The following is a 15,891-nucleotide window of genomic DNA, read 5'->3' on the forward strand; positions in this document are numbered from 1 at the left end:
CGTAGATGTAAAGAATTTCAAACAGGATACATATTTCTTAATAAATCTGCGAGGCGTGGGATCAACCCTGGGAGAGGGCGATCGCCCTTAGACTAAGCTTCACCAAGAAGGGCGATCGCCCTCTATGCCTCCTGGCAAAGCTCTTAACCAAACCCTAACCCGCCTAGGGCGAGCCAGCGCCGGGCTAAATCTCTAGATTTTTCAAAGGTATTTGATCCAAAGCCTTAACGAAGGGATTACAGACTCTTAATCCAAACTCTGTAGATTTTTAAGCTGTGTCAGTTATTTCCTCAGTTTCTCCTCATCCAACGCGCCCTAGCCTGGTTCGCTTGTGTCCCAAGCTCATACTGATTTCTGATTGATTTCTGACTAGCTGGACTTGACTTGATGGCTCTAGTTTGATGGCTCTAACTTGTCTTGGAAGGGGCGCGATGGAGCAGGCGAGGCTGAGCATACAAACAACCCTGACGATCCAACGCACTTTTTGAGAGAACACTACTGAAATATGAGTCTCAAACGCAGACACTTTCTGATGTTTATGGGTGCAAGTGCTGGCTCTCTGGCGCTGCAACCCTTGGTGCAAAATGGGCAAAAGCTGTCTCCCGCGCTGGAAGGTACGCCCGCCTCAGCGCAGACGGCAACGCTCCCCTTTACCCCGGTTAAGGGGCCCATGCCTGTCGAAACGGACGGCGTTTCGCTGACGAACCAGATCTCCCAATACAGCACCTTCGCTGTCAAGGATGATATGGTGCTGCCTCCTGGCTACACCTACGACATCATTGCCTCTTGGGGCGACAAGGTGGGCGAGAAGGATCACTTTGGCTATAACAACGACTATCTCTCGCTGATTGAAACTGCGCCGAACGAAGGCTTTCTGGTTGTCAACCACGAGTACATTAGCGCCAAGCCCTGGGCGCAGACCTACAAGCAGGTGATTGGTGTAGACCTGCCGTTTGCTGATGTGAAGGCGGCTGCAATGGCGGCTCCCGATGGCAAAATCGATGCCTCGTCCCTGCCCAGCAATGACCCGCTGCGCCAGAAGATTTACGCCATCTCCAAAGCAGCCCAATATGACGCGGGCGTATCCGTGATCTCGGTGCGGAAGAACGCCAACGGCGTGTGGGAGCGCACCTACTCTCGCGCCGATCGCCGGATTACCGGGATTTCGGGGCTGGAGGATGGTCGCTATCTCAAGGCAACGGGCCCCGCAACGGTCATCTTCAAAAAGACCAGCGGCCAGGGCTTTATCGACGGGCTGGGCGACAAGATCATTGGCACTCACCAGAACTGCTCTGGCGGCACGACCCCGTGGGGCACGGCGTTTGTTAGCGAAGAAAACTTCCAGGGCGAAGTTCCGGAACCTGTATACGCTGACGGCACTTCCTTCCCCCATAGCAACACCCCGTTCCAGTGGGTGACCGCCGAGGGCGAAATCGAAGACATTGCTGGCCAGGGTAACGTGCTGGGCTATCAGGGCAATAAGTACGGTTGGCTGGTAGAGATTGACCCCGCCAATCCGAATGATTTTGGCACCAAGCACACCTGGCTGGGCCGCTATCGTCATGAGGGCTTTGGCATTCGGGCTGAGGCGGGCAAGAAGCTGTGTGTCTATTCTGGCTGCGATCGCCGCAGTGGACACCTCTATAAGTTCGTCAGCGCTGGCACGGTGCGCGATCCCAAGAGCAAGGCAAACTCTCGTCTGCTGGAAGATGGAATGCTCTACGCTGCCAAGTTCAACCCCGATGGAACTGGTAGCTGGATCGCGCTGAAAGCGGATACGCCCGTGAATCCAGATCTGCCTAGCGCCCACGTTGGCGGCATGATCACCCTGCCGAAGCGTCCTGAGGGGGGTGTGGTCAGAGTGACGGATGATGCGGCGATCGCCACCTTCAAATCTCAGTTCAGAACACTGGGTGACCTCTACACGGGCAATGCAGCCGAGAAGCAGGGCGCAATCCTGATCGACGCGCACTTCGCCGCCAACGCAGCCGGGGCAACCTGTACGGCTCGTCCCGAAGATACGGACATTGCTCCCGATGGTTCTCTGTTTATTGCCTTTACCTCTGGTTCCTCCAGCAGCAGCGATGGCAGCCCACACAAAGAGGTGTTCAAGGCTCCCACGGGCGAATCTCAGTGGGAATACGGCTGGATCATGAAGCTGGTGGAAACCAACAACGACCCCGCTGCCATGACCTTCCGCTGGGAAATGCTGGCGCTGGGTGGTGAGCCTGCGGATGGCGGCCTTGGCTTTGCCAACCCCGACAACTTGGAGATCGATGCCAAGGGCAACATTTGGATGGTGACGGATATGTCCACCGACAAGCACAACCTCGAGGTGTCGAGCCGGATCAAGTCGGACGGTTCTAAAGTGAGCCAGTCTAACCTGCGTGGCCTGTACGGCAACAACTCCATCTGGTACATTCCGACCTCTGGCCCCAATGCGGGTGAAGCCTTCATGTTTGGCTATGGCCCGATGGATTGTGAAACCACAGGACCGTTCCTGAGCAAAGATCAGACAACGCTCTTCCTGTCCGTACAGCATCCTGGGGAATACAGCGGCGTGCGGGAAAACATGAAGTCTGAGGTTCGGAAGTTTGCCATGCGGACGACCGACGGCAAGGAGTTCATGCAAGAGCGCGAAGTGCCCATCGGCTCTAACTGGCCCGGCAAGCGGCCCAACGACCCGCCCAAGCCCAGCGTGATTGCGGTTCGCCGCACCAATGGCGCACCGCTTGTGTAGGACTTGAGCTGGCTTGAGTTGGCTTGAATGATCAGAACGACCCCTCACCCTGACTTTGTTGAAACTCTGTTAAGGTGGGGGGTGTTTTTTATGCTCAGCGCTTACTTACTCATTTGCCAGAAGAAGAACTGCTGGGTGGGCTGAATGGCCGCGCCTTTGACCGTATTTTGCACGAAGATGTAGTCCTTGTTCTGCCACAGGGGAATGTAGGGCACATCTTCGACCAGCAGGGTTTGCAGGTCTTTGAACATCTTGGCGCGGGCAGCGGGGTCTTGCTCAGCCCGTTGCTTGGTGATGAGTTCGTTGGCCTTGGGGCTGTAGTAGAAAGAGCCATTGCCCTGGCTGGCCCCTCTCTGGCAGAGGGTTTCGGGAGAACCCTGGTCGCAACTTAGGAACGGATGTACAAAGTTGTCGGGATCAAAGAAGTCGGGATACCAGTTCAGCAGCACTGTTTGGTATAGCCCGTTGTCCACGCCCTGGGATAAGGTAGCGCGTTCGGCGCTGTTGACGGTGACGGTGACGAGGCCGGGCAGACCGCGCTCGATGGACTGCTTCATGGTGTTAGCAACGTTGGCGCGAATGGTAGAGGCAGAGGGATACCAGACCTCAAAGTTCAGCGGATTTGCCTCGGAATAGCCAGCGGCGGTGAGGAACTCGCGGGCTTTGTCAAAGTTGCCGTCGCCGTAGGCCGCTTTGAATACGGGGACAGAATCTTCAAAGGCAGGAGGAATGATGGTGTAGAGCGGGGCGGCCTGACCTTGAAAGACGCGCTCGTTGATTAGGTTGCGGTCGATCATGGCGGCGATCGCCTTCCGCACGTTCAGATCATTGGTCGGCTCCACCTTCTGATTCAGCGTCATGTAGTTAACGACGGTCGTGCCCGCTTCGATCACCTTCCAGCCGCCGCTGCTGGTTTCCCGCTTGAGGCTGGTAATTTGTTCGGGATCAAGCGTTTGGTAGGCGACATCCAGCCCTTTGGTGCGGAAGGTGTTGTAGAGGTTAGCGGGGCTGGCGTAGATCTGGATGTCGATGCCGTCGTTGGCGGGCTTTTCGCCCCAGTAATCGGGGTTTACGTCCAGCTTGATGGAGTCGGGTGTAAGCGAGGCCACTTTGTAGGGGCCGCTGCCGATGAAGCTATCGGGTTTGAATTTGCCTTCTCCAATTTCATAGCTGCTGGGGGGGACGGGCGTGACACCCCAGAAGGTGAGCAGGGCGGGAAAGGCTGCAAAAGGCGACTTGAGCTTGATGGTGAGTTCATAGTCGCCGCTGGCGATGACAGACTCGACCTGATCGGACAACAGGAAGGACGGGCCGCCGCCATTTTGCATGAAGCGATCGATGGAGAATTTCATCACTTCGGCGTTGAAGTCGGTGCCGTCGTGCAGCTTTACGCCCTGGCGCAGAGGGATGACGTAGGTCAGCCCGTCATCGCTGACGGTGGGCATTTCGGTAGCAAGCTGGGGCACGATGTCGGTGGTGCCTGGTTCGTAGGTGTAGAGGCGATCGCCCAGGTTATACAGCAAAATGCCGCCGAAAATCGTGTAGGCATCGGCGGGATCGAGGGTTTCGATCTTTTGCGTTGTGCCCATTGCGATGCGGCCACCGGACGTAGAACCCGTCGTCCCTGTTGCGTCGGGAGCGGGTGCGTTGCCCGTCTGAGAGCCACCGCAGCCGACAATGAGCGCCACGCACAGACAAAATAGTGCGGCAAATTGGGCGATTCGCATCGTGCCCCGCCCTGGCATTGCCCATTGCCCGCGACCCCGTTTTACCAATCCCTTTATCATGCGTCCCATTGCGTCCTAAATCTCTCTACTCTTTCAGCAAGCCCGCCTAGCGAGCCGCCAATTGCATTAAAGCCGATCGCATTAAAACTGTAATACACCACCTGTCTTCTTGGGGCAGCAGTCAGAGCTTGAGAATGAATTTGAGGGTGAATTTGGAGGGTAGGGCGATCGCCCCTTCGATCCACACCCTGCAACGATCTGGTTTTGCCCGTCTTTGCCTCGTTTCATCAAGCAAAAATAAACCCTGTCTCAGTAATATTGCGGATTTCTGGCACTTATGATTTGCTGAGGATACTCCGTAGATTCACAGAGTTTTAGACCAAAATTTAGACGGGGTTTAACAGGAGTCTGAAGGTATGACTGAGGCGGATTTGGCTTTGGCGAAGGCTTTCCTGCTGTTTTCGGTGGCAGGATATACGATCACGGCGGTCAATGCTCATCCCCAGCCCCGCTCCGTTTCGCAGGTGGTGGCGGGTTGGGCAGATGCGGTGGTGATAGGCATGACGGGCGATCGCGCAACCGAGGCTCTTTCACCAGCTACATCATCGATGCTGGCCGACCTGCGTGGTAATGTTTCCTCATCGTTTCCGCTATACCTGAGTCAGCGCCCCACGTTGTTCTCAAATCGTGGAAGCTTAGCTGATACGCCCAACATGAGTCTGTCAGTCTGGCAGAATGCTGCCCAGTTCACCCAGGGTTTTTCTGGCTTCCGCTCCGACCAACCGCTGACCTTGCCGCCTGTGCTAACGGAGGCCGGGTTTCAGTTTCAGCTTTAGGACCCCTGGGTTCAGGGCGAACGTTCCGCCGATCTCCCGTGAGCGTAAAGGTTTAGACCCCAGGCTAAATCGAGTAATACAAGGGAAATGCCTTGGCATCCTTGGGTTTGACGTAGACGCGCTGGTTGGGCTGAAGCTGTAGCTCATCGAAGCGATCGCGCGTCAGGTGGGCCGTCAGCACTTGCCCGTCGTCCAGCGTCAGTTCTGCCTGAATCTCCCAGCCCAGATGAATAATCCGGCTGACGCGGGCGGGAACCGTCGTGCCATTGGGCTGCACCTCCACCATCACGTCCTGCGGGCGCAGAAACACTTCTGGATGGGGCGAGTCGAAGCCGTTGCCCTGAAAAATGTGGGAGGTGCTGGGCAGCACGTTCACCGGGCCGATAAAGCTCATTACAAAAGCGCTGGCGGGATGGTCGTAGATTTCCGCAGGCGTGCCCATCTGCTCTACCCGTCCCTGATTCATGACCACGATTTCATCAGAGACTTCCATTGCCTCTTCCTGGTCGTGTGTGACAAAGACCGTGGTGACGTGAACCTCGTCGTGGAGCCGCCGCAGCCACGCCCGCAGATCTTTCCGCACCTTGGCATCCAGCGCCCCAAAAGGCTCATCAAGCAACAGCACCTTGGGTTCCACCGCCAGGGCCCGGGCTAGGGCCACGCGCTGCCGCTGCCCGCCCGAAAGCTGAGATGGGTAGCGATCGCCCAGCCCGTTTAACTGCACCAGATCCAGCAGTTCCTCAACCCGCTTTTTCACCTTGTCTTTGGAGACTTTTTGGAGTTCTAGCCCAAAGGCAATATTTTTCCGCACCGTCATGTGCTTGAACAGGGCGTAGTGCTGAAACACAAAGCCGATGTTGCGGTCCTGTACGCTGGCATAGGTGGCATCTTTGCCCGTTAGCAAGATGCGCCCCGTATCGGGCATTTCCAATCCTGAAATCAGCCGCAGTAGCGTGGATTTCCCAGACCCCGACGGCCCCAGCAGCGCCACCAGCGATCCCGTCTTGATCTCCAAGCTGACCTGATCGACCGCGCAAAAGCTGCCAAAGCACTTTGATACGTTTTCAACAACAATCCCCATTGTTCAGAAATCCCCAAGAACTGGTGAAGCGGAGTGCAGCCGGGTGGTAGGGTAAGGACGCTGGGCGATCGCCCCACGACTCGTCAGAATATCACCCCAAACGGTGCTTCGGTGAACGTAACTCAATGCTCAACTCAACACGCCTCAACTCAACACGCCTCAACTCAACACGCCTCAACTCAACACTCAATGACGGATGAAAGACGGATGAAAGTCCGGTTTTCAGATGTACTTTCTGTAGATTACAGCACTCTCCGAAAGACTGCAACGATTTTAGAGTGCGATCCCAGCGCAACGGTTCGGTAGACTATATGAACTTTTCTCGATGAAAAACCGTCTAGGGAAAGCCTGAAAAAATTTTGGGGAGAATCGAATGAACGGATTAAAAATGAACGGATTAAATAAAGATTGTGCGACGGATTCCTTTGGGGGGAATTGCGTCTGCTGCGCTGTTGGTAGGGTTGGCGAGTTGCTCAGGTGGGGCTGATCCAACGAATACAGCCCGTGTGCCCGAAGTGGCCGCTGCGGAGGATCAACCTGCCGCTTCATCGGACTCCAGCCTGACGACCGCTGCTGCGTCGGGGCAGGATCTGACAGTTTTGTTTAGTCGGGTGTGGCGGATGACGCAAGCTCCGTCAGAACCCGCACCAGGCAGCATCTATGTATTTCTGGCAAACGGCACCTTTTTGCAGACCTCCTGTGTCGAAACCTATGCTCTGTCGGGCTGGACGATTGATAAAGACGCGCCGAATGTGCTGCGGGTGAGCGAGAATGGACAGGTTGCCCTGACTGCCGAAATCTTGGAACTGACGAACACGACCTTGAGACTGCGGCAAACCCTGGTTCGCAGTGGAGACACGCAGGAAGTGACGCTGAGTGCGCTGGAGGACGAGTTTATCTGTCCCGATTTGCCCCGATAGCGTCCAAGGGCGATCGCCCCACGATTCAGTCTGGGGCGGCGTTTTCTAGGGCGGCGTTTTCTGAGGCGATGTTTTCTGGGGCGGCGTTTTCTGGGGCGACGTTTTCGGCATTTTCTCAAACCAACCCATGACAAGAGGATTGCTGTGGCTGCCGCTGCTGGCGGTGTTTTGTTGGCTGGCGTGGGCCGGCTGGAATGAGTATCAAAAACTGGAAGCCTACCGCCAGTGGGCGGCTCAGTTTGAGCGAGCAAAGTATGACATTCTGGCAGCGCTGGGGCAGCGGGGCGACGAACTGGTGTGGGGCAAGCCGACGCGCCAGGGACCCGTGGCGCTGCAAACGGTGAAGCTGAGCGACGTGAGGGCGATCGCCCTCCAAGTTGATGACAAAATCCTGCCGCTGGATGCGCCCCCCGAAACGGGACGAACCCTGGCGATCGCCCTGGAATTGCCCAACGGCACAGTCGCCATTCCCTTTACCGATTTGTCCCTGGCTGTGGAATGGGGACGGTTCCTCCAGCGCCATCAGCAAACCCTGCTGGAGCAATAATCCAGCGCACTCGCCTACCCTGGCTGGCGCTGACCCATCCTCTTAGGCAAATGCGCTGAGACGAATGTGCTGCTCAGAATAGTCTCCATAAAGCCTTAATCTCGTCTTGAGATCCTGTGGCAATTTTGCAAAAACAGGATATACCAGGGAAAGCGGCGGGGTGTATCCACTTTTGTAACCCTCACCCTAAATCCCTCTCCCAAAGCGGGAGAGGGACTTCCAATCCGGCTCCCCTTCTCCCTGTTTGGGAGAAGGGGTTGGGGGATGAGGGCAAACTTGCATAACTGGGATGCGCCCAAGCAGCGGGGCTTTGCCTGGAATCTGTCTTCATCGGCAAGCCTCAAGTTCAGTGAATTAAGTTTAAGTGAATTAAGTTTAAGTGAATTAAGTGGCAGGGGTTCACGACTAAGATTCATGGCGGATATTGTTTCAGTCTCACGGACAGAGCTAGCCAATCGGCGCAGGCGGCTGCGGCAACAGCGGCGCTGGCGGGCGTTGCAGGGAATCTGGCGGCTGTCGATGGTGGTGGGCATGGCGGGCGGTGCGGTGTGGCTGCTGAGGCATCCTGCCTGGGTTATCGCGTCGCCCCAGCAGGTAGAGGTGGAAGGGAATCGGCTGCTGTCGGACGATACGGTGAAGTCGATGCTGGAGATTGACTATCCCAAAGCGCTATGGCAGCTTAGCTCCGAGGCGATCGCCCGCCAGCTAGAGTCCCAGGGCATTATTGCTCAGGCATCGGTGACGCGCCACCTGTTTCCGCCCAGCCTGACGCTTGCCGTACAGGAGCGCGATCCCGTGGCGATCGCCATTCTGTCACCGCCGATTGCCGGACACGATACTGCCATCCCCAAGGATTCCACCGCGAACGCGCCCAGCCCCCCGCCCAGCACTGGACTGCTGGATGCCACAGGTTTCCTTGTGCCGATGGATGAATACACTGCGCTAGAGGCGGGGCTAACGCTGCCTACGTTGCGGGTCGTCGGCTTTCGCGCTGAACAGCAGCCGGAATGGGCCAGCTTCTATCGAGATCTGAGCCAGCACCAGCAGCAGACTCCAGGGGCGATCGCCATTCAGGAAATCAACTGGAGCAACCCGTCCAACCTTATCCTCACTACCGAACTGGGATCGGTTCACCTGGGCGGCTACAGTTCTCGCTTCCCGGCCCAACTCCGCGCCCTCGACCAGCTTCGACAACTGCCCACCAAGCTCGATCTCAGCCAGGTCGTCTATATTGATCTGCAAAATCCCGACAAGCCCCTTATCCAAACGCGAGATATGCGCTTCCCCAGCACGTCATCATCCAATCCCGACGAGGAGGCTGGCTGGGATCAAGAGACTGGGGACGGGTCAAACGCTGAGACAGGACGATTGACCGCTCCGACCAGTCCTGACGCGATTTCCGATCCGGCGATCGCCCCACCCGCCGCTTGGTAGAGCCAGCGCCCCGCCCCTGTCGGTTCGAATCGGCTCAACGCTGTCACCCAAGAACTTTCGTTTGTTTTCCAATCAAGTTGCACTATATTTAGTTAGAATTAGACCTCACATTCCTCCCTGAGAAATCGTCTAGAAATCTCTTGGATCACGCTAATGGATCACGCTAATAGAACGCCGATAGCGATTGGCTCTAATTTCCACTGGGTTTGAGCGTTTGACTGGTTTGGGTTTCCATCATGAATAATCTGGGTGTTCTGCGATCGCTCTCGAATGACCAGAGCCACTGCTCATAGACCCACCCCCAGTCCCGGTCAATATGGGTCGTGTCCAAGTTGATAGTTTTAATCGACCGTTCCAGTGAATCGTTCCAAATGAACCGTTCCAATGAACCGTCCAAGGTGATCGTTCAAGTTGACCGTTCAAACTAAATGTCCAACTCCGCCGAGCCTGAGGCTGCATCAGGCATTTCCACTGCTCCGTAGCCTCTTTGCGTTAGCGAACGTTAGAGAATTGCCATCAAAGGTGGAATTTGGAGATGTGGATGCGGACTGCGCGTGTAGTATTGATGTAAATATAACGCCTGGGCTTTCCTGCCTGGTTAACGAATTAAGCCACTTTTTTGACCAATGAATAATGCGAACCCTTTTGCCAATGCAGGCGCGAACTCTGGGCTTCATCTAAACCAGAGCCACGACACGAAACCGTCCCTCTCAGACGACTCTGGATATAGCGACATCGTGCCGAGCAGCCTGGCCCGGATTAAGGTCATTGGCGTAGGGGGAGGCGGCTGCAACGCGATTAATCGCATGATTGCCAGCCAAGTCTCTGGAGTCGAGTTTTGGTCGGTCAACACGGATGCTCAGGCGTTGACCAATGCCGCCACGCCGAATCGCCTCCAGGTTGGCAAAAAGCTGACCCGCGGGCTGGGGGCAGGCGGACACCCGCCAGTGGGTGAAAAGGCTGCCGAAGAATCGCGGGATGAAATCGCCACCGCGCTGGAAGGCGCTGACCTTGTATTTATCACCGCAGGCATGGGCGGCGGCACGGGCACGGGCGCGGCTCCCATCGTGGCGGAAGTCGCGAAGGAAGTCGGCGCTCTGACGGTCGGCGTAGTGACTCGCCCCTTTACCTTTGAGGGCAAGCGCCGCACCTCCCAGGCAGAAGAGGGCATCGGGGCGCTGCAAAGTCGGGTAGACACGCTCATCGTCATCCCCAACGACAAACTTTTAACCGTCATCTCAGCCGAAACGCCTGTACAAGATGCCTTTCGTGTAGCAGACGACATCCTGCGCCAAGGCGTTCAGGGCATTTCCGACATCATCACCATTCCCGGTCTGGTGAATGTGGACTTTGCAGACGTGCGGGCAGTGATGGCCGATGCAGGGTCTGCCCTGATGGGCATCGGCATCGGCACAGGCAAGTCGCGGGCGCGGGAAGCAGCCACGGCCGCCATTTCGTCGCCCCTGCTAGAGTCCTCCATCGATGGCGCACGCGGCGTGGTGTTCAATATTCGCGGCGGCTCTGACCTGACGCTGCATGAGGTGAATGCGGCGGCCGAAATCATCTACGAAGCGGTTGATCCCAATGCCAACATCATCTTTGGCGCGGTGATTGACGATCGCCTCCAGGGAGAAGTTCAGATTACGGTTATCGCGACGGGCTTCGCGCCAGGGGAAGTGGCGGCATTGCAGTCTAGCCGGGTGGCTCCGCTCAAGCGCACGGTCACTGCTCCACCCATCGGCACGATGCCCACCACGCCCTCCGCCGATCCGCGCCTGCGACCGGGGCTGGATATTCCCGAATTTCTACAGCGTCGTCGTCCGCCGACCCGCTAGGTTTTTGGGTTCACTCAATGGACTGTTCCTGGAGCGATCGCCAGCCTGCCTGCCAGAGCGATCGCTCCTTAAGCTGTTTTGCATTAATCCAAAACCGCACGCTGGGATCACACGATGCCACCATTTCCGCAAACACCCACTCGCCTTCATTCTTGCGGTTGACCACCTGAAAATGTCGCCAACCCCAAGTGGTTTGCAGCGAAGTCCACTTAGACCCTACTAAATGGGGAAACTTTTGCTTTTTGGGCATGGTCACCTCCCATGTCGATCTCGATTTTGGATTTGCAATTTTAGATTGCCCGTCGAGCGTCTACAGGCTTCCAGTAATTTTATTCGCCGCTTTATTCGCCGCTTTACCCGCCGCTTTACTCCCTGCTTCGCCTCGGAGAATGGATCTCACACCCCAAGTAGCCGTCCAAAGCAATTGTGTGGCGCAATTTCTGTGAAAAAACGTTGATATGATAATCCAGATTGCAGACTTGCATCCCTTTCGATCCGACCGATGAAATCAAGCAAGCCGATCAGGAATACTTCGTTTCGGAGCTTTTTGAACCATCGGTCACGCTCTTTCTGCTGTTCTTTTAGCTGCTCTTTTAAATGTAAACCGCTAAATGTAAACCGCCTGTACCCTGCTGCCAGCATTGCACCTGACCGATGAGCAAACCTACACCAAGGCGCTGCGATCGCCCCTTCTTCCGTAAACCCCCTCTTCCGTAAATACCTGAAAGTCAAAACTAGAAGCCAGACCAAGCCTCAGATCGCCAGGATTGCCAATCTAAAATCGCCAATCCAAAATTCATAGGACTTACGCAGTTGGACGATTTCTCGCGGGCGCAGCCCGCGAGAAATCGTCCAGAACCCAAAGAGCCTATCGCAAGTGCGTAAGTCCTGATCCAAAATCGATACAACTCTAACCCCCAACCCCCCATGTCCCTGACCCTCCGCGTTTACGTCCCCTCCCATCCGCTCATCAAGCACTGGCTCTCGGTTGCCCGCGACGAATCCACGCCTACGGTTCTGTTTCGTAGCGCTATGACCGAGTTGGGGCGCTGGCTAACCTACGAAGCCACCCGCGACTGGCTGCCCACTACTGAAAGCGAAGTGCAAACGCCTCTGGCTTCCTGCCCTGCTACGTTTATTGACCCAGAGGTGCCGATTGTGGTGGTGCCGATTTTGCGGGCGGGTCTGGCGCTGCTGGATGGGGCGCAGGCGCTGCTGCCGCTGGCCTCGATTTATCATGTGGGGCTGGTGCGAAATGAGGAAACCCTGGAAGCCAGTTGCTACCTGAACAAGCTACCAGAACAGATGCCGCCGGGGACGCGGGTGCTGGTGACAGACCCAATGCTGGCCACGGGTGGCTCTAGTCATTCGCTGCTGAAGCTGCTGGTGGAGCGGGGAGTTGACCCAGCGCTGATTCGGATTGTGGCGGTGGTGGCGGCTCCCCAAGCCCTGCAACTGCTGGGGGCAGACTTCCCGGCGCTGTCAATCTTCACGGCGGCTATTGACGAAGGGCTGAACGATCGGGGCTACATTGTGCCGGGGCTGGGCGATGCGGGCGATCGCACGTTTGGCACTTGAGGACGGGCACTTGAGACGGGGCACTTGAGACGGGGACTTGAGAAACCCACTGAGCAATCACACGCCTACGAATCGACTTAACGGTAGACTAAAGGGTATCTGAAATAACCGCTCGTGGCGATCGCGGAGAGAAAGGGTATGAGTCAGCAAGATAACTTCTTTGGCGGGTTTTGGGTCGGCGCAATTGTGGGCGGCGTAGTGGGCGGCGTGCTGGGCGTGCTGGTTGCCCCCCGCCTCTCGCGGCAAGACTCGCTAGAGAGCAAAAAGGGAGACCGTCATTTGCCCCTGTCTGAGCAAAACAGCGAGGACTCTCGTCGGGGGCTAGAGGACAAAATTGCTCAGCTCAACGACGCAATCGATGACGTGCGCCAGCAGTTGGGCGGGGTGAACGGCGGCAACCGGGTCGAAGGGATGGAACGGGTGCGGGGCGATCGCCCTTACTAGCCCCCTTGGAAAGCTTGTGAAAAGCCCATCTCTGAAAGTCCCATCTCTGAAAGTCCCATCTCTGAAAAGCCCCCTTAAAGCCTCATTCAAACTAGCCTCATCCTGTAGAAATCCTGGAAGTCGTCAAGCGCCCGCTGGCTTCCAGGTCGTGTAGGTTAAACTGAGTGTTAAATGAGTTTAGTTCGTGAGTTTAGTTCGCCATTATTCATCCAAACGCCCATGAGTGGTTCTACTATGCTGGTTGCCCAGTCCCTCTCCACCTTCATTTCGATCTACACGACAATCCTGATTATCCGCATCCTGCTTACTTGGTTTCCCAGCGTCAACTGGTATAGCCAGCCCTTCGCCGCCCTCAGCCAAATCACCGACCCCTACCTCAACATCTTTCGTCGCGTGATTCCGCCGCTGGGAGGCTTCGATTTTTCGCCGATCTTGGCAATTTTTCTCCTGCAATTTTTAGGACGCTTTCTGGAAAGCGCCGCCTATGCTGCCTTCTAAGCCTTCTAAGCCTTCTAAACGGTGACCCAAGGGGCTATCGGCGGACAGTCCCTGCAAATCCTGCTGCCTTGAACTGCTCCAGCTTTAGCGGCGTGGGCTGGTTTTCGGACACGCTGATGCGGAGTTCAAAATCGCTGACCCCGGGCGGAACTTCGTCGATCGATCCCAGTCGAGTCCGGTTTTGCATCACCGGATTATCGTTGGCATCGTAAATACGACCGAAAATGTCGGCGTTGTAGATGTCCTTGTTGGTTGGATTTTCGGCTTTGCCCGTGATGATGTAGCAACTCGCGGGCATACTCGTGCCGCCGGGGGTGACAGCGCCTTCGCCCAGTTCTTCTGGGCAGACTTGATAGGACAGGTCAAATAGCCGAATCTGCACGAGCGCTAGGGCTGTGGGTGCGTAGAACCAAGGGGCGATCGCCATACAGACCGCCAGGAAAATGACGAAAACGCGCTGGAGGCGGAAGTTAAACCAGTTCATCATTGCAGGGAGTAGCGTAGACAGTAGCAGAATCCAGGTCGAAATCTGGGGAGTAGACATGGAAAAATTGCTACCCTCAGCGTACCTGAATCTGGGGGCACAGGGGGTTAGCCAGCCTATTTTTCTAGATGACTTCGCAGATGACCCTACAGATCCCTGCATGACCCTACAGATCCCTACAACTGTAGTGGCATAATGCAAAGTTAACTTGCAGAGTTAACGGTTGCGAAGCAGAGTGAACCGCGCATGACCCCTGCCGAGATTGAAGCTGCTTTGAGGGTCGCTTTCGATGCCTGTGATGCCGAAGGCTATCCTCTGAGTTTGGAACAGCAGAGCCTGTTGTTGCAGCTTGTAGCGCAACAGTTAGACAACGGAGAGGCATGGTCTACGTCCTACTCCGCTGTCTCTGATAGGGACAAGCCAAGGGACAAGCCAGAGGATAGCCTGAACAATCCGCTGGATGCGCTCACGATAGATCAGCGGCGGGCGTTTTTGGACTATGTGCAGGAAGCTCAAGCCAGTGGGCGATCTTGGAAGGCGCAGTTGCTCAATGACTGGCTGCGGGGAAATGATTCTGGCCCGGTGCAGTTTGTCCGCGATCAGTTTGGGCTGAATTGGTTAGAACAGGTGCGTCCTGTGCATTTGGCGGCCTATGCAGAGGCAGCGTTGCGGCTGAAGGTGGGCGATCGCATCGAAGTGGCGAATAGCCTCTGGGAATGGGTGCAAGACGACGGCCCATGCAGCCGCGAGTGGTTTCCCTGTACCGTTATCTCCGTTAATGAACCAGCCCCGCGAGAATCCGCCAATGGCGAATCTGCCAGCAGCCAATCTGCCAGCAGTGAACCAGAAACCACAGGCACGTCAGAGGCTTCCGAAATCCGACAGGCAAGCTGCTGCGTCCGATTTGACAACGGCATGGAATACGAAATTCAGGGTATTTATGAGTGGAATCGCTATAACTGGCGCTGGGCTGGGGAAGAATCCCGGTTCTGAGCAGGTTTGACGAAAATCCCGCCTATTCTCCTGTTTTAAGGCGTTCCCGTTATAGAAAATCTAAAAGATTTGTGAAGCCTAAGTGGGTATTATTCTCAATAAGCAGGTTTTCTTGCAAATACTCGATTTATTGTGTATCCTTCTCAATAAAGCAACCTTATTGAAAAGGTGCCTATGACTGCCTACACTGCGACCTCACTAAAGGCTGAACTTAACGAGCGGGGCTGGCGCTTGACCCCTCAGCGCGAGACGATCCTGACAATCTTTCAGAACTTGCCTAAGGGCAATCATCTCAGCGCTGAGGACTTGTATAACCTGTTGAACGAGGAGGGGCATCATATTAGCCTCTCGACAATTTATCGCACGCTTAAGCTGATGGCCCGCATGGGCATTCTGCGGGAGCTAGAGCTGGCCGAGGGCCATAAGCACTACGAAATCAACCAGCCCGCGCCCTATCACCACCATCACCTGATCTGCGTCCGCTGCAACAAGACGATTGAGTTCAAGAACGATTCAATCCTGAAAACGGGCAGCCGCACCGCTCAGAAAGAAGGCTATCACCTGCTCGACTGCCAGCTTATTATTCATGCTGTTTGCCCAACCTGTCAGCGATCGCTCCTTCCGATTTAGCTTCTTCTTCGATTTGGTTCAGGGCGGACTGATCTGCCAGTTTTGACAAATTCTGCTATGGCTCTCCTGCTTTAGTTTTCATAAAAGCCAAAAAGCCCAGAGTTGAAAGACTCCGGGCTTTCTTGTTAATGGCTATCGGCGCGA

General features: G+C 55.8%; 17 protein-coding genes. 12 read left to right on the forward strand and 5 right to left on the reverse strand.

Annotation, left to right across the window (positions count from 1 at the left end; genetic code table 11):
- The first annotated feature begins 505 nt into the window (after nt 1-505).
- Complete coding sequence (locus HNI00_RS06350) at nt 506-2,740, forward strand: PhoX family protein (RefSeq protein ID WP_316791688.1); 2,235 nt, start codon at nt 506-508, stop codon at nt 2,738-2,740.
- A 101-nt stretch (nt 2,741-2,841) separates the two neighbouring features.
- On the opposite strand, the gene HNI00_RS06355 is transcribed toward HNI00_RS06350, so the two are convergent.
- Nucleotides 2,842-4,536 (reverse strand): ABC transporter substrate-binding protein, encoded by a 1,695-nt coding sequence (locus HNI00_RS06355; RefSeq protein ID WP_316791691.1) that lies wholly within the window; start codon nt 4,534-4,536, stop codon nt 2,842-2,844.
- A 347-nt stretch (nt 4,537-4,883) separates the two neighbouring features.
- Between HNI00_RS06355 and HNI00_RS06360 the strand changes: the two genes are divergently transcribed.
- Nucleotides 4,884-5,303, forward strand: coding sequence for a hypothetical protein (locus HNI00_RS06360; protein ID WP_316791693.1), 420 nt, complete (start codon nt 4,884-4,886; stop codon nt 5,301-5,303).
- A gap of 64 nt (nt 5,304-5,367) precedes the next feature.
- Here the strand turns inward: HNI00_RS06360 and HNI00_RS06365 are convergent, their stop codons facing one another.
- Nucleotides 5,368-6,384, reverse strand: a complete 1,017-nt coding sequence (locus HNI00_RS06365; protein WP_297080252.1) for a sulfate/molybdate ABC transporter ATP-binding protein — start codon at nt 6,382-6,384, stop codon at nt 5,368-5,370.
- 410 nt (nt 6,385-6,794) lie between these two features.
- Here HNI00_RS06365 and HNI00_RS06370 point away from each other — a divergent pair, with 410 nt between their 5' ends.
- The 5 genes from HNI00_RS06370 (at nt 6,795) to ftsZ (ending at nt 11,120) form a co-directional block, all read left to right on the forward strand.
- On the forward strand, nt 6,795-7,304 hold the full coding sequence (locus tag HNI00_RS06370) for a hypothetical protein (protein WP_316791697.1): 510 nt from the start codon (nt 6,795-6,797) through the stop codon (nt 7,302-7,304).
- A gap of 23 nt (nt 7,305-7,327) precedes the next feature.
- Complete coding sequence (locus HNI00_RS22075) at nt 7,328-7,435, forward strand: pentapeptide repeat-containing protein (RefSeq protein WP_420156324.1); 108 nt, start codon at nt 7,328-7,330, stop codon at nt 7,433-7,435.
- Complete coding sequence (locus HNI00_RS06375; protein ID WP_316791700.1) at nt 7,432-7,851, forward strand: hypothetical protein; 420 nt, start codon at nt 7,432-7,434, stop codon at nt 7,849-7,851. The genes HNI00_RS22075 and HNI00_RS06375 overlap by 4 nt, the downstream gene beginning before the upstream one ends.
- 414 nt (nt 7,852-8,265) lie before the next feature.
- Complete coding sequence (locus HNI00_RS06380) at nt 8,266-9,285, forward strand: cell division protein FtsQ/DivIB (protein ID WP_316791703.1); 1,020 nt, start codon at nt 8,266-8,268, stop codon at nt 9,283-9,285.
- 626 nt (nt 9,286-9,911) lie between these two features.
- On the forward strand, nt 9,912-11,120 hold the full coding sequence (ftsZ, locus tag HNI00_RS06385) for a cell division protein FtsZ (protein WP_316791706.1): 1,209 nt from the start codon (nt 9,912-9,914) through the stop codon (nt 11,118-11,120).
- Between the two features lie 10 nt (nt 11,121-11,130).
- On the opposite strand, the gene HNI00_RS06390 is transcribed toward ftsZ, so the two are convergent.
- Nucleotides 11,131-11,370: a TIGR02450 family Trp-rich protein gene (locus HNI00_RS06390; protein ID WP_068510182.1), complete on the reverse strand. Its 240-nt coding sequence runs from the start codon at nt 11,368-11,370 to the stop codon at nt 11,131-11,133.
- A 146-nt stretch (nt 11,371-11,516) separates the two neighbouring features.
- Nucleotides 11,517-11,762 carry a hypothetical protein gene (locus HNI00_RS06395; protein ID WP_316791708.1) on the reverse strand — a complete coding sequence of 82 codons (246 nt, stop codon included), beginning with the start codon at nt 11,760-11,762 and terminating at the stop codon, nt 11,517-11,519.
- Nucleotides 11,763-12,047: 285 nt separating this feature from the next.
- On the opposite strand from HNI00_RS06395, the gene upp reads away from it, so the two are divergent.
- The 3 genes from upp (at nt 12,048) to HNI00_RS06410 (ending at nt 13,640) form a co-directional block, all read left to right on the forward strand.
- Nucleotides 12,048-12,698 (forward strand): uracil phosphoribosyltransferase, encoded by a 651-nt coding sequence (gene upp, locus HNI00_RS06400; RefSeq protein WP_316791710.1) that lies wholly within the window; start codon nt 12,048-12,050, stop codon nt 12,696-12,698.
- Nucleotides 12,699-12,836: 138 nt separating this feature from the next.
- Nucleotides 12,837-13,142 carry a ssl2009 family thylakoid membrane protein gene (locus tag HNI00_RS06405; RefSeq protein ID WP_068510187.1) on the forward strand — a complete coding sequence of 102 codons (306 nt, stop codon included), beginning with the start codon at nt 12,837-12,839 and terminating at the stop codon, nt 13,140-13,142.
- Nucleotides 13,143-13,361: 219 nt separating this feature from the next.
- Nucleotides 13,362-13,640, forward strand: coding sequence for a YggT family protein (locus tag HNI00_RS06410; protein ID WP_084782466.1), 279 nt, complete (start codon nt 13,362-13,364; stop codon nt 13,638-13,640).
- A 34-nt stretch (nt 13,641-13,674) separates the two neighbouring features.
- On the opposite strand, the gene HNI00_RS06415 is transcribed toward HNI00_RS06410, so the two are convergent.
- Nucleotides 13,675-14,067 (reverse strand): hypothetical protein, encoded by a 393-nt coding sequence (locus HNI00_RS06415; protein ID WP_172359115.1) that lies wholly within the window; start codon nt 14,065-14,067, stop codon nt 13,675-13,677.
- Between the two features lie 303 nt (nt 14,068-14,370).
- On the opposite strand from HNI00_RS06415, the gene HNI00_RS06420 reads away from it, so the two are divergent.
- Both HNI00_RS06420 and HNI00_RS06425 read left to right on the forward strand, forming a co-directional pair.
- Entirely contained in the window at nt 14,371-15,117 is a 747-nt protein-coding gene (locus HNI00_RS06420) for a hypothetical protein (protein ID WP_316791715.1), read from the forward strand.
- A gap of 174 nt (nt 15,118-15,291) precedes the next feature.
- A complete protein-coding gene (locus HNI00_RS06425) occupies nt 15,292-15,747 on the forward strand; it encodes a Fur family transcriptional regulator (protein WP_172358542.1) in 456 nt (151 codons plus the stop codon).
- Nucleotides 15,748-15,891 lie beyond the last annotated feature (144 nt).

The organism is Thermoleptolyngbya oregonensis NK1-22 (assembly GCF_032705245.1).
Lineage (GTDB): Bacteria > Cyanobacteriota > Cyanobacteriia > Elainellales > Elainellaceae > Thermoleptolyngbya > Thermoleptolyngbya sichuanensis.